Here is a 15630-nt window from a genome sequence, read left to right as displayed (position 1 = left end):
TAAATGCATAATCATATTTTACTTTTTTTTCCATAAAAAATGCCCCAAATAGTGTCTAACTTTTTGGGGCATGTCCATACTTTCGCGAGGCTTTTTTTATATTTTAGTGATGTAAAACTTCTTCACCTTCTTTCATTGGAACATTTTGAGGTACAAAATCTACATCATGAGCTGGATTACTGTAGTCATAAGGCCAACGATGAACCTCAGGAATTTCTCCTGGCCAGTTCCCATGAATATGTTCCACAGGTGCAGTCCACTCTAATGTATTTGATTTCCAAGGATTCATTACTGATTTTTTGCCGTAGAAGATACTACTGAAAAAATTGTACAAGAAAACCAATTGAAAGGCACCACCAATTAAAGCAAATATTGTGATCAAAACGTTAACATTTTGTAAATCATCAAATAACGGAAAGTTGGTGTTAGTATAGTAACGTCTTGGCAGACCCGCTAGTCCAATAAAGTGCATCGGAAAGAAAACTCCATAGGCACAAATTGCAGTTACCCAAAAGTGTACATATCCAAGATTCTTGTTTAACATTCTTCCAAATAATCTTGGAAACCAGTGATAAATACCTGCAAACATTCCATAAAGTGCAGAAATTCCCATTACCAAGTGAAAGTGAGCTACAACAAAATAAGTATCGTGTACATTAATATCAAGTGTACTATCCCCAAGAATAATCCCTGTTAAACCACCTGTAATAAATGTAGAAACCAATCCAATAGAAAACAGCATAGCCGGATTCAATTGTAAATTTCCTTTCCACAATGTTGTAATATAATTAAACGCTTTTACCGCTGAAGGTATCGCAATTAACAATGTTGTAAATGTAAATACAGATCCTAAAAACGGATTCATACCGGAGACAAACATATGATGCCCCCACACTATCGTCGATAAGAATGCAATTGCAATAATTGACATAATCATTGCTCTGTAACCAAAAATTGGTTTACGAGAATTTGTAGCAATCACTTCAGAAGTAATACCCAAAGCAGGTAATAAAACTATATAAACTTCAGGGTGACCTAAAAACCAGAATAAATGCTCAAACAATACTGGAGAACCTCCTTGATAATGCAACACTTCCCCTGCAATATAAATATCAGATAAGAAAAATGAAGTACCAAAGCTTCTATCAAAAATCAATAATAAAGCAGCTGATAAAAGAACAGGAAAAGATACTATACCAATAATAGCAGTCACAAAGAAAGCCCATATAGTAAGTGGTAATCGAGTCATAGACATTCCCTTAGTTCTTAAGTTAATTACCGTAACAACATAGTTCAAAGATCCCATTAAAGAAGATGCAATAAAAATAGCCATTGAAATTAACCATAATGTCATACCCATACCTGAACCAGGAATAGCTTGTGGTAAAGCACTTAAGGGAGGATATATCGTCCATCCTGAAGAAGCAGGACCAGCCTCAACAAAAAGGGAACCAATCATGATTACACTAGATAAGAAAAACAACCAATACGAAATCATATTCATAAAACCGGATGCCATATCTCGCGCTCCAATTTGAAGTGGAATCAATAAGTTACTAAAAGTACCACTCAGGGCAGCCGTTAAAACAAAGAAAACCATTATTGTTCCATGAATAGTAACCAATGCTAAGTAAATATCATTAGCCATGACTCCATTAGGAGCAAATTTATCCCCTAGTAAAATATTAAATATTCGGAAAGATTCTTCCGGCCATGCTAATTGCATTCTAAAAAGCATAGACATCCCAACACCAATAATCCCCATAATGATACCCGTAATTAGGTATTGTTTGGCAATCATCTTATGATCAATACTAAAAATATATTTAGTAATAAAAGTGTCTTTATGGTGATGTTCGTGTTCGTGATCTATTGCGTGATCGTGACCTTCTGCTGACATATATGTTTACTTTAAATTTTTTTTATAATATTATTTCATTGCCGTTACAGCAGCAGCAGTATCAGTACTTGCTCCAGTATCTACAGGAGCTGGCGTAGCTAAAGCTGCTTTAACTTCATTAACGATAGTAGCCTTCTCTTTCAACCAAGCTTTATAGTCTTCAGGAGTATCTACAATGATCTTCATTTGCATGTTGTAATGAGATGTACCACAAATTTTATTACAAAGTAACAGATAATCAAAAGTATAAGGATCTAAAGCTGCCTCTCCTTTTGCCACCAAACCAACACTTTTCTTAGCCCTTAAAGCATTAATATTTGCAACTTTTTCAACCATATAAGGCAATTCTCTGTATTCTACAGTGGTATAAACAGGCTCAAAAGCGAACTCAGTTACCATACCAGGAACACAATTCATTTGCGCTCTAAAGTGAGGCATGTAAGCAGAATGTAAAACGTCTTGAGAACGCATTTTGAAATGAATTTTCTTCCCTTTTGGAATATGCAATTCTGTTACCAATATATCATCTTGAGAATATGGATCCGATAAATCAACTCCTACAGCATTTGCACCTTCGATAAACCTTACATTTGCTTTTCCAAGTACGTTATCCTCCCCTGAATATCTGGCTTTCCAGTTAAACTGTTGCGCATATAATTCGATTACGATTGTATCTTCATCTTCATCAACAAACATAATATTATTCCAAGCATACAATCCATAAAGTATTAATCCTGCCAAAACTACTGCAGGAATAACGCTCCAAATAGCTTCTAATTTATTATTATCGGCAAAATAAAGTGCCTTTTGATCTTTTTTTCCTCTGTATTTGAAAGCAAAATAATGCAATAAAACCTGAGTAATAGCTTGCACAATAAAGATAAGAATCCAAGTTATGTTCATCAAATAATCCACTTGTTCACCATGAGCAGAAGCAGATGTATGAAGGACTAAAGGTCCCCAAGCAAACAAACCATATATTGAAAAAATATAAATAAAGGCCAAAAAACCAAACATTAAATAACCTTGAACGTTATTGTCATTATCTGTAGCTACTTCAGAGCTATCGGAATTGGATCCAACTTGCGTCAGATCGAATATTTTAGTCAATTGCCACAAAGCAACAGCTAATAAAGCTAAAACTATAATTACCAACAAACTTGTCATCTGTTTTTTTCTTTAAATATTAATAATGGAAATGTTTACTTTCTTCAATAAATGGATTTCTTTTTGGCAACAAAGGAACTTTTGTCAATGCTGTAAAAACAACATAAATAAATAATCCAAGGAAGAAAAGAACAGAAGCTATCTCTGAAACCCCAATGAACCATCTGTCTCCAACAGTTCCTGGCATAATCATGTTGAAAAAGTCTATATAATGTCCAACCAAAATAACGGCACCTGCCATGACTAAAACCCATGTAATTCTTTTAAAATCAGTATTAACTAAGATCAACAAAGGAAATACAAAATTCATAACCACAGCACCAAAGAACGGAATATTATATAATTCGATTCTAGTTATATAATAAGTTACCTCTTCCGGAATATTAGCATACCAAATAAGCATATATTGTGAAAACCATAAATAAGTCCAAAATATACTAAAACCGAACATGAATTTTGCTAAATCATGAATATGACTCGTATTAACGTGCTCTAAAAAACCTCTAGATTTCAAATACAAAGTAACTAATGCTATCGTGGTGATTCCACTAACAAAGAAACTTGAAAAAACATACCACCCAAATAAAGTACTAAACCAATGTGGATCGATAGACATAATCCAGTCCCAGGACATTATCGATTCTGTAACAATAAAGAAAACTAAGAAGACAGCCGATAATTTAAAGTTTTTCTTGTAAAATAAATCATCACTAGCATCATCTTGCGCTAAACAATATTTTCTAGAAAAATAGTGATACAAATTCCAACCAGTCAAAAATATAGCTGCCCTAATAATCCAAAAAGGAAAATTTAAATACCCCGCTTTATTCGCAATTAATTTATCCGTAGCAACAACTTCAGGATCTAACCATATAAAAAGATGATTAAGATGAAGACCACATAACAATAATACTATAAAAAAGACAACAGACCCTACTGGTAAATAAGACGTTATACCCTGCATAACTCTAAACAAAACAGGCGACCAACCAGCCTGAGCTACTTGTTGAATAGCATAAAAAGCTAAAACACCCAAAGATACCAACATAAAGAATATACAGGCAACATAAAAAGCAGCCCATGGCTTATTTTGCAACTGATGCAAAACATGATTCAAATGTTCCGCATGTTCCGCATGTTTCACTTCTTCACTAATTTCATGTTCACCCTTTTTTACAGCTACTTCGGTGTGTAACGAATTCTCATGAACTTCATTAATAACTTCTGAAGTGCTGTCCGTAGGCGATACTATTGCATTGCCCTCTTTTGTACTTTGAGCTTCCTCGTGCCCGTTAGAAACAACATGCTCTTCAACAGGTTTTGAAGTTTCATGTTTAACTTCTCCATGACTACCATGGCTTTCAGCAGCAAGAAGAGTTTCAACTTCTTGAATATCCTTTGGTGCACTCCAAAAACCATATCCAATCCCTAATACGCCTATGGCCATTAAGAGGAAAGAAAAAGTTTTTAATTTACTTGAAAATGTATACATATCTATTACGATCAGTTTGTTCAACAATTATAATTCGCTTTTTAGTTTTAGAACATAGTCAGTAACCAACCAACGTTCATGGGCACTCAACTGGTTTGCATGCGAGCCCATAGAATTCAAACCATACGTTATTACATGATAAATACTTCCCTCAGTAATAACTCTATCTTTATAACTAGGAACACCCAGAAATTTTTCTCTTTCTACCAGTTTACCTTTACCGTTTCCAGAAGCACCGTGGCAACTGATACAATAAATTTCAAAAAGTTCTTTTGCCTTTTCAGGTTCTCTACTTAAGGAGTCTAAAGGAGATTTAAGATTCACTTTAGCTAACTCATATCCAGCCGTAGAGTTTTCGTATTCAAAAGGCTCAAACCCTCGGTTTATGGATCCTTGAGCAGGAAGTTGTCCTTCTTTACCATTTTTAAATGCATTTGATTCAGAATAAGTTTCATACCCTACTGACTCATACATATTTGGAAAATACTGATAGTTTGGTGCCGCATTATTATGGCAGGAGGAAACTAAAATAGTTATACCAAATAAAAGTGTTATTTTATATACGCTTTTCATATCTATAATTAATGCTTTTCTATTACTTTAACTTCTACAGCTCCCGTGCTTTGGAAAAAAGAAACTAATTCCTCTTCATTATTGTTTACAGCAACTTCCATTAAAAAATGGTCATCTGTGGTTCTTACATCAGGATTTTCCGCTTCTTTGAAAGGCCATAATTTACTTCTCATATAAAAAGTAATAACCATTAAGTGAGCAGAAAAGAACACTGTAAGTTCAAACATAATTGGAACAAAAGCTGGCATATTTTCAATATAACTGAAACTTGGCTTTCCACCAATATCCTGAGGCCAATCTTGAATCATTATATAATTCATCATGGCTGTTGCTACCGAAATACCTACGCAACCATACAGGAAAGCACAAATCGCTAATCTCGTTGGTGCAATTCCCATAGCTTTATCCAAACCGTGTACAGGGAATGGAGTAAAAACTTCTTCAATATGATGATGGGCTGCTCGGGTTTTTTTAACCGCATCCATCAAAATATCATCGTCATTATAAATGGCGTATATTACTTTATTACTCATGGTGTGAATCTTTATTTGCTTCTCTTTCTCTTTTGTAATTATCTCCGGTTCCTTTTAAAATTGTTTTCACCTCTGCCTGAGCTATCACAGGAAATGTTCTGGAATAGAGTAAAAACAGTACGAAGAAGAATCCTATAGTTCCAATAAAAATTCCAATATCAACAAATGTAGGAGAGAACATTGTCCATGAAGATGGCAAATAATCCCTGTGCAATGAAGTTACAATGATTACAAATCTTTCAAACCACATTCCAATATTCACTACAATTGAAATTATAAAGGAAAACATAATACTTGTTCTTAATTTTTTAAACCACATGAATTGTGGAGAAAAAACATTGCAAGTCATCATAGACCAATAAGCCCACCAGTACGGTCCAGTAGCTCTGTTTAAAAAGGCATATTGTTCATACTCTACACCGGAATACCATGCAACAAATAATTCCGTAATATAAGCAACACCTACAATTGAACCTGTAATCATGATTACGATATTCATCAATTCAATGTGTTGAACTGTGATATAAGCTTCTAAATTTGAAACTTTTCTCATAATAATCAGCAACGTATTTACCATTGCAAACCCTGAGAAAACTGCTCCAGCAACAAAGTAAGGCGGAAAAATTGTAGTATGCCAGCCAGGAATAACTGACGTGGCAAAATCCATTGATACAATTGTGTGCACCGAAAGCACAAGCGGAGTTGCTAAACCTGCAAGAACTAAAGAAACTTCTTCAAATCGTTGCCAGTCTTTTGCTCTACCGCTCCAACCAAAACTCAATATAGAATATACTCTTTTATTAAAAGGAGTTATTGCTCTGTCACGCAACATGGCAAAATCAGGTAATAAACCAGTCCACCAAAATACTAATGAAACAGAAAGATAGGTAGAAATTGCAAATACATCCCAAAGTAATGGTGAGTTAAAATTCACCCAAAGAGAACCAAATTGATTCGGAATTGGTAAAACCCAATAGGCTAACCATGGACGACCCATGTGAATAATTGGAAATAAACCTGCCTGGATAACAGAGAAAATTGTCATTGCTTCAGCAGAACGGTTAATAGCCATTCTCCAACGCTGACGGAAAAGCAATAATACTGCCGAAATTAAAGTTCCAGCATGACCAATACCAACCCACCAAACAAAGTTCGTGATATCCCAAGCCCATCCAACAGTTTTATTTAACCCCCATGTTCCAATACCTGTAGAAACAGTGTAAATTATACAGCCTAAACCCCAAAGGAAGGCTATTAATGCAATTGAAAATACAATCCACCAATGTTTATTTGCTTTACCTTCAACAGGTGCTGCTACATCTACAGTTACATCATGATAAGTTTTATCACCTATAACTAAGGGTTTTCTAATGGTTGCTTCGTAGTGAGACGACATAATCCTTTATATTGATTCTTAATTAATTCTTTTTTTGTACTAAGTATTTCTAACTTTAACGTGATAAATCACATTAGGTTTTGTTCCAACATGCTCCAACAAATGATACATCCTTTCGTCAGCAACTAAGGCAGCCACTTCCGCATCTTTATCATTTATATCTCCAAATTTCATTGCTCCATTAGAACAAGCATTTGAACATGCCGTTTGGAATTCACCATCAATGATTACTCTTCCTTCGTTTTTAGCTTTCAAAATAGTTGCTTGTGTCATTTGAATACACATTGAACATTTTTCCATAACTCCACGAGAGCGAACATTAACATCCGGATTCAATACCATACGTCCTAAATCATCATTCATATGATAATCAAATTCACTGTTTTTGTTGTATAAAAACCAATTAAAACGACGTACTTTATACGGACAGTTGTTAGCACAATAACGCGTACCAACGCATCTGTTATAAGCCATATGATTTTGACCTTGACGCGAGTGTGAAGTTGCCGCTACTGGACAAACTGTTTCACAGGGTGCATGGTTACAATGTTGACACATTACAGGCTGAAAAGAAACTTGAGGATTATCACCTGCCTTTTCCATTTCATTAAATGTAGATAATGAACTTGATAAACCTGCTATATTTTCTTTTCTTTCGTTATCACCTTCAAAAGTACTTTCGGAAGAATAATACCTGTCAATACGCAACCAGTGCATATCACGACTTCTTCTAATTTCAGCTTTCCCTACTACAGGAACGTTATTTTCAGCATGACATGCTATCACACAAGCACCACAACCGGTACATGAATTTAAATCTATAGAAAGATTAAAATGATGCCCGACAGAACGATCAAATGAAGACCACAAATCTACCTTAGTAGCCTCTACCTCCTTATGATCCAATGACACCATAGGTTGAGGATTCCAGATTTGAGCATCTTTTGTATTAAAAATTTCTAAAGATGTTTCTTTTATAATATCCCCTCTTCCCATCAATGTTTTCTGACCTTGAACACAAGCAAACTCATGTTCACCTTCAGCTTTTACCAAGGTTACTGATTGTACATTATTGAAACCTTTATATAAAGAATAGGCATTTAAACCCACCATCATTTCTTCCTTCAAAGCCGCTTTGCGACCGTACCCTAACGCCAAGCCAATAGTACCAACAGCCTGACCCGGTTGCACAATTACAGGAACATTTTCTAATTTAATTCCGTCTGCTGTGGTAATGCTAGCATAACTTCCGTTTAACCCCCCATTAGCAACAATTTCATTCGAAAGATCATATTTCTTAGCATCAGCATTCGAAACCGTAAGATAGTTATCCCAAGAAACTCTTGTAATTGGATCCGGAAATTCTTGTAACCAAGGGTTGTTTGCTTGTTGTCCATCCCCTAAACCAGTTTTGGTGTATAAAACAAGTTCTAGTCCTTCAGAAGCTTTTGATTGTGCCAAAGCAGTTGCAGCAGCACCATAATCAGCAGAACCTGCAGCTACAGTAGGTACAACACCCACATAAACACCATCATGCAACACTTTATTCCAAGAAGAACCTGCTATTATTGTCGAAGCATTCCCTTTAATATAATCGTAAAATGTACCAGTCATTCCATTTAAAGACAACAATACATCCTGAAATTGTTTGGTATTAAAAAGAGGACGGATCGTAGGCTGAGTAATCCCATAAGTTCCTTTGGTGAAACTTACATCATTCCATGATTCCAAATAATGAGGAACAGCTGCTGCAATTGTACTTACTAAAGCCGTTTCATCTTCTTTCAAAGAAAAAGATACTGATGTATTAACTTTCTTCAGTGCTTCAACAAAAGAAGTGCTGTCTGGTAAAGTATAGACTGGATTAACACCACTCATAATCAACGTATGAACACTTCCTGCTTTCATATCATTAATTAATTGATTCACTTTTTCATTTGAACCTTTTCTGATTTGTCTTACACCAGAGGTAGTAAAAGCCTCACTGGCCAATGCTTGATTCACAGCCAAAACTACTAACTGAGCATTTTTATCTTGAATACCAGAAACTAAAACTCCTTTTGCACCTGCAGCTTTTAACTGCTGAGCCGCTTTAGTAACTTCAGCTTTAAATTTATCTTCTAAAGTTACGCCAACAGAAGAACCTGTTACCACATTATAAATATGAACTAACGCTTGCTTTTGATTAGCCGTAGACATTGGCAAACGTTTATCAGCTGCAGCACCCGAGAGTGTCATATTAGCTTCTAACTGAAAATGACGAGACATTTTTCCTGCTTTTGGCACTCTTCCTTGCGTATAACCCGAATCATAACCCCCGCCTTGCCAGTCTCCAAGAAAATCAGCTCCAACAGAAACGATAAGAGATGCTTTTGAAAAATCATAATTAACTAAAGCTCTTTCTCCATAAACAGTTTCAAAAGCATCTAATGCTTCCGAAGAAGAAACAGCATCGTAAACAACATGTTTCGCATTTGGATTTTTGGCAATAAATTCAGCAATAAGCTTTTCTGATGATGGACTCGCCAGTGTATTAGTCAAAAGCACCACTTGACCGCCTTTTGCAGCAGCAGCAGCGATACTAGACTTTATTTTAGAATCAACAGCAGACCAAGCCGCATTTTTACCTTCTATCTTTGGTTCCTTCAAACGCATACTGTCGTATAACGAAAGAATAGAAGCATGAATTCTTGCATTAGCACTAAACGCAGCACCTTGAATAGTATTATTATCTATTTTAATAGGGCGCCCTTCGCGTGTTTTCACCAAAAGATTTGCAAAGTCAAAACCATCAAAAACTGACGTTGCATAATAATCGGCTACTCCGGGGATAATTTGTTCCGGCTGAAGCACGTAAGGAATAGACTTGTTAACCGGTCCTTCACAAGCCGCAAGCGTGGCTGCTGCTGTGCTAAAACCAACGTACTTTAAAAAATCACGACGTGATGTTGACGAAGATGACAAAGTACCATCATTTCCTAAAAATTCATCCGTAGGAATTTCTTCAACAAATTCGTTATTTCTAAGGGCCTCAACAACAGAACTATTTTGATCTAGCTCTTCAACACTTTTCCAGTATTTTTTGTTTGATGACATATATAAATATTAAAATCTTAATAATTTGATTAATAATGGCATTTACCACATTCTAAACCTCCCATTTGAGCCGCAGTCAACTTGTCTACACCGTATTTCTTAGAAAGCTCCTCGTGAATCTTAGTATAATATTCATTGCCTTCCATTTTTACCTCAGTTTTCCTGTGACAATCAATACACCAACCCATTGTTAAAGGAGCGAATTGTTTTTGAATCTCATATTCTTGTACTGGACCGTGACAAGTTTGACATTCAATACCAGCCACCGTTACGTGTTGCGAGTGATTAAAATAAACAAAATCCGGCAAGTTATGAATACGAACCCATTTTACAGGCTGTGTTTTACCTGTGTACGTTTGAGTTGTTTGATCCCAACCAACTGCTGTATATAATTTCTGAATTTGCTCATCATAAAACGCCTTACTGTATTCAGGAGTAGCTGTTGTTTCAGCAACTTCAGCAATATTCTTATGACAATTCATACAAACATTCAATGAAGGAATTCCAGCATTCTTACTAACTCTTGCAGAGGAGTGACAATACTTACAGTTGATCTCATTATCTCCAGCATGTATTCTATGAGAATAATGAATCGGCTGAACTGGCGCATAATCCTGGTCAACACCAATTTGCATCAGATAACCATATACAAAATACGCACTCGCCAACAACAAAAACACAGAAGTAACCAATACTAAAAACTGATTTCTAACAAACGACTTCCAAATAGGTGTTGTTGGAGTTTTTGGAGCAACTTCAATACCATTTGCTTTTGCTACTTTAGTTAACACATTATTCACAAGAAACAACATTACCACAAGAACTAACATCACCAAGGACAAAGCCCCTAAAATAATATTATTCGAAACCCCACTGTCTGCATCAGCTGTTCCTGGAACCGCCTCAGTACCTGAAGCTGCTGCAGGAGCCTCCGCTTTTGGCTCTGAAGTGTAAGCAATTATATTATCAATATCAGCATCCGATAATTGAGGAAAAGCAGACATTACGGCCTTGTTATTTTCCTCATAAACTTTTACAGCTTGAGCATCTCCTGATTTGATAAGATCTGAACTATTACGAACCCACTTATGAAGCCATGAAGCATCATATTTAGCACCCACGCCTCTAAGAGCCGGTCCTGTTGCTTTCGCATCAAGTTTGTGACATGCCGCACAGTTAGCATTAAAAAGCTCTTTACCCTTAACCGGATCAGCACTTTGTGAAGTAGCTGTAGCATCCGCAGTAACATCCGCTACTGCTGGAGTAGCTTCTTGAGCAAATGAAGTAAAGGAAACAGACAGCATTAAAGCTATGCTAAGAATTAATTTCCTTGAGATCGAATTATGGTTACCCACCTTTTTCATATAGTATAATGATTATCTACTAAAAATTGGCACAGTTTTTTCTAATTATTTTTATAAAAACTGATCCTTTATTTTAAACTTGCACAAAAATACGACTTAAGAACTACTCTCAAAACCTTAAAATAGTCTTAATTTCAATTTATATCTATTCTAAATAATATTCTGAGTTTAGTATGATTTATTAAATAGTACTTTTACACAAAAACAATCACATTATGAGAATTTTAGCCTCCAAAAAAGCTTTTTTTATCACTATTGCATTTTGTATATCTTATATACATGCAATTGCACAAGACAAAAACTTAACCGTTAATCAAGACCCTAAATTTGAACAATTACTAAATGAAAAGAGAAAAACAAATATTTCTAATGCTATAAATGACCAATATAAAATTCAAATATTTAGTGGCGAAAGTGAAAAAGCAAGAAACACTCTTAATCAATTTAGACAACAATTTCGAGATATTGACGGCACCATTATTTTTTTTACTCCAAACTACAAAGTTTGGGTTGGGAATTTCAAAACACGAATTGAAGCAGAACGAAATCTAATAGAGATCAAAAAAAGCTATTCCAATGTACATTTGATAAAGCCTAACAAATAAAACAGCATCAGTAATCATGCATCTCCTATTTTAAAAAAACCACTTCAAAAGTGGTTTTTTTGTTTTTATAATTGGATTAAAAAAAACCAAAGACAATTGAAAAATAGCAAAATTATCCTCTAATAAACTTAAAAAATATTCAAATTATATAAAATCAAGCTCTCTATTATTTGAAATAAGCAAAAAACTTTAAATCAGGATGACATAAACGAATAAGCTCAGTTCAACAAAAAACACTCTAATTAAGCTTCGTAGAGAAGGATGGCATTTAAAAAACCCAAACCACTATTTTGCACAGTTATAAAAAATTGTTCCTAAAAAAAGCGCTGAAAGCCTAAATCACAAACTACTCATTGTACAACACAAACTCCTATCCCACTCTCGATTAAATAAAAAAAAGTTGTCACTTTTCCTTAACAAATAAAAATCAGTGTTAAAACAAAAAACTTTTATTCAGCCATTAAAAAAGCTTTTCAAGACTAAACCTGTCTTTGTTTAAAACAAAAAAATCCCGACTAGTCGGGATTTTAATTAAAACAATATAATTCTATTTCAATTTCTTCTTAATTGCTACCTCATGGTAAGATTCAATAACATCTCTTTCTTCAATGTCATTATATCCCTTGATCTGAATTCCACAATCATAGCCTTTAGCAACCTCTTTAACATCATCTTTGAAACGTTTCAATGCTATCAGTTCACCTGTATGCACCACCACACCATCTCTAATGATTCTCATTTTAGCGCTTCTGGAAATTTTACCGTCCATTACCATACAACCCGCAATAGAACCTACTTTAGAGATTTTGAATATCTCTCTAATCTCCGCTGTACCCAGAATTTCTTCTTTCATTTCTGGAGCTAACATCCCTTCCATGGCATCTTTCAAGTCATCAATTGCAGCATAAATAATAGAATAGTAACGGATATCAATTTCTTCTTTATCTGCTAATTGTCTTGCGTTTCCAGCAGGACGAACATTAAATCCGATGATGATTGCATCCGATGCCGAAGCCAACATTACGTCAGTTTCTGTAATTGCACCAACCCCTTTATGAATAATATTAATTTGAATTTCTTCGGTAGATAATTTAGAGAACGAATCAGACAATGCTTCAACAGAACCATCCACATCTCCCTTAAGGATAATATTTAATTCTTTAAATTGACCCAATGCTATTCTACGTCCAATTTCATCCAATGTAATGTGTCGTTGTGTACGTACAGACTGCTCACGCATCAATTGAGAACGTTTTGAAGCAATTTGTTTGGCTTCTTTTTCATCTTCAAAAATATTGAACTTATCCCCTGCAGTGGCTGCTCCATCAAGACCCAGAACAGAAACCGGAGTTGAAGGTCCCGCAACTGTAACTATATTCCCTCTTTCATCATGCATGGCTTTTATCTTACCATGATGCTTCCCTGCTAACATATAATCACCAACTCGTAACGTTCCATGCTGTACTAATATGGTAGAAACATATCCTTTTCCTTTATCAAGAAATGCCTCAACCACTGTACCTTGAGCCGCTTTATTTGGATTTGATTTTAAATCTAAAAGTTCCGCTTCTAACAATACCTTCTCTAATAATTCTTTGACACCTGTACCAACTTTTGCAGAGATATCATGAGATTGAATTTTCCCACCCCAATCTTCTACTAGTAAATTCATACCCGCTAATCTTTCTTTTACTTTTTCAGGATTGGCATTAGGCTTGTCAATTTTATTAATGGCAAATATAATAGGAACGCCTGCTGCTTGAGCATGACTGATCGCTTCTTTCGTTTGTGGCATGATGTCATCATCCGCAGCAATCACAATAATTGCAATATCCGTAACTTGAGCACCACGCGCACGCATCGCTGTAAAAGCTTCGTGACCCGGTGTATCTAAGAATGCAATTTTTTGTCCGTTATCCAAAGTTACTCCGTAGGCACCAATATGTTGTGTAATTCCTCCAGACTCCCCTGCGATTACGTTTTCTTTACGAACGTAATCCAGTAACGATGTTTTACCGTGATCTACGTGACCCATTACCGTAACAATAGGCGCTCTGAATACTAAATCTTCTTCTCTATCTGCAACAACCTGAATTGCTTCTTCAATATCTACCGTGATAAATTCAACTTCATAACCAAACTCATCCGCAACGATTGTCAATGTTTCCGCATCAAGACGCTGATTCATGGTAACCATGATTCCAAGCGACATACAAGTTCCAATAACTTTTGTAATTGGCACATCCATCATGATGGCAATTTCACCAACGGTAACAAACTCAGTAACCTTAATCGTTTTGCTTCCTTCGTCTATGGCTCTTTGCTCGTCATCTGATTTTTGACGGTGCGTATCTCTTTTATCTCTTCTATATTTAGCTGCTTTAGATTTACCTCCTTTTCCTTGAAGTTTTTCTAAAGTCTCTCTAATTTGGTTTTTTACCTCTTCTTCCGTAGGCTCTACTTTAGCAACAATAGCAGGTCTGTTTCCTCTTACGAAACCAGGTCTTGCACTTCTGTTAGCATTAAATCCGCCACCACCAACATTTGGCGTAATCTTGTTAGGATTTGGCGCTCCCGGAACTCCTGGAACTGCAGGCGGCCTAGGAACTCCTGGTTTAGGAGCAATCCTTTTACGCTTGTTTTTATTTGCATTAGCCGCAGCCGATCCTGGAGCACCCGGTTTATTAGGAGTGATTTTAGGTTCTTCTTTTTTCTTTTTTGGTTTGTTGAATTGTGACAAATCAATGATCTGCCCTGTCAAAGTAGTTCCTGATAATTTTTGATATTGCGTTGTGATGGTTTCATCAACAGGCACGTCATCAGTTTTAGCAATTTCCGTTTTCACTACCTCTTTTGGTTCAGCAGGGACTGCTTTTACAGTCTCTTTTTTTACCTCTTTAATTCCAACAACCGGTTTTATCTCTTTTTTATCTGAAACAGGTTTTTCTTCTAAAGGTTTTTCTGGCGACAGTTTTTCTGTTGAAGCTTCTTTTTGAATTGCTTTCACCTCAGCTACTTTAGCAACTGGAGTCTCCACTTTTTCAACCGCTTTCACAGGAGTGACGACGGAAGGTTTTTTAGGATTAAGATCAATCTTACCTACCTGAACAGGACCCGCTATAACTGCTCTCGCTTTTATAACTTCTTGCTGTTTCAGACGCTCTTCCTCAATCTTACGTTTGTCTTCGATTTCTTTCTCTCGTTCTAAACGCAAAGCCTCTTTTTCTTTTCTTTTTTCTTCCCCAACTTCTTTCGAAGCTTCTTTATTCCCTTTGTCACCTGCAAACTGACCGCACAAGACATTGTATACATCATCAGAAATTTTTGTGTTTGGGTTTGCTTCAATAGCTATCCCTTTATCTTTTAGATAATCCACAGCTCTTTCCAAAGAAATATTCAATTCCCTTAAAACTTTGTTTATTCTAATAATTCTCTCTTCAGACATAAAACCTTTTTATTATTACCTTTTTTGTTATTCCTCACTTTACTCCCGACTCGATACCT

The 15630-nt window shown here is 35.6% G+C and carries 10 protein-coding genes; 1 reads left to right on the top strand and 9 read right to left on the bottom strand.

Going from position 1 to position 15630, the window contains the following annotated elements; all coding sequences use genetic code 11:
* Window positions 1-103 precede the first annotated feature (103 nt).
* From EKM05_RS02030 to EKM05_RS01995, 8 genes are read right to left on the bottom strand one after another with little or no spacing between them, the layout of a single operon-like run.
* On the bottom strand, window positions 104-1900 hold the full coding sequence (locus EKM05_RS02030) for a cbb3-type cytochrome c oxidase subunit I (RefSeq protein ID WP_126458425.1): 1797 nt from the start codon (window positions 1898-1900) through the stop codon (window positions 104-106).
* Between the two features lie 30 nt (window positions 1901-1930).
* The gene (locus EKM05_RS02025; protein WP_126553157.1) at window positions 1931-3067 is read right to left on the bottom strand and encodes a cytochrome c oxidase subunit II; all 1137 of its coding nucleotides are present in this window, start codon (window positions 3065-3067) and stop codon (window positions 1931-1933) included.
* Between the two features lie 19 nt (window positions 3068-3086).
* On the bottom strand, window positions 3087-4559 hold the full coding sequence (locus EKM05_RS02020) for a quinol:cytochrome C oxidoreductase (protein WP_126553155.1): 1473 nt from the start codon (window positions 4557-4559) through the stop codon (window positions 3087-3089).
* A 27-nt stretch (window positions 4560-4586) separates the two neighbouring features.
* Complete coding sequence (locus EKM05_RS02015) at window positions 4587-5132, bottom strand: cytochrome c (protein WP_126458417.1); 546 nt, start codon at window positions 5130-5132, stop codon at window positions 4587-4589.
* 8 nt (window positions 5133-5140) lie between these two features.
* The gene (locus EKM05_RS02010; protein WP_126458413.1) at window positions 5141-5665 is read right to left on the bottom strand and encodes a DUF3341 domain-containing protein; all 525 of its coding nucleotides are present in this window, start codon (window positions 5663-5665) and stop codon (window positions 5141-5143) included.
* A complete protein-coding gene (gene nrfD / locus EKM05_RS02005; RefSeq protein WP_126458410.1) occupies window positions 5658-7061 on the bottom strand; it encodes an NrfD/PsrC family molybdoenzyme membrane anchor subunit in 1404 nt (467 codons plus the stop codon). The genes EKM05_RS02010 and nrfD overlap by 8 nt, the downstream gene beginning before the upstream one ends.
* Window positions 7062-7100: 39 nt before the next feature.
* A complete protein-coding gene (locus tag EKM05_RS02000) occupies window positions 7101-10157 on the bottom strand; it encodes a TAT-variant-translocated molybdopterin oxidoreductase (RefSeq protein WP_126553153.1) in 3057 nt (1018 codons plus the stop codon).
* Window positions 10158-10186: 29 nt separating this feature from the next.
* Window positions 10187-11521 carry a c-type cytochrome gene (locus EKM05_RS01995; protein WP_126553150.1) on the bottom strand — a complete coding sequence of 445 codons (1335 nt, stop codon included), beginning with the start codon at window positions 11519-11521 and terminating at the stop codon, window positions 10187-10189.
* 215 nt (window positions 11522-11736) lie between these two features.
* Here EKM05_RS01995 and EKM05_RS01990 point away from each other — a divergent pair, with 215 nt between their 5' ends.
* Window positions 11737-12126: an SPOR domain-containing protein gene (locus EKM05_RS01990; protein WP_126458404.1), complete on the top strand. Its 390-nt coding sequence runs from the start codon at window positions 11737-11739 to the stop codon at window positions 12124-12126.
* Window positions 12127-12673: 547 nt separating this feature from the next.
* On the opposite strand, the gene infB is transcribed toward EKM05_RS01990, so the two are convergent.
* Complete coding sequence (infB, locus tag EKM05_RS01985) at window positions 12674-15571, bottom strand: translation initiation factor IF-2 (RefSeq protein WP_126553148.1); 2898 nt, start codon at window positions 15569-15571, stop codon at window positions 12674-12676.
* Between the last annotated feature and the right edge of the window lie 59 nt (window positions 15572-15630).

Source organism: Flavobacterium sp. GSP27, assembly GCF_003970395.1.
Taxonomy (GTDB): domain Bacteria; phylum Bacteroidota; class Bacteroidia; order Flavobacteriales; family Flavobacteriaceae; genus Flavobacterium.
Note: the sequence above shows the minus strand (reverse complement) of the source record. Positions and strands in the feature narration are given on the sequence as shown.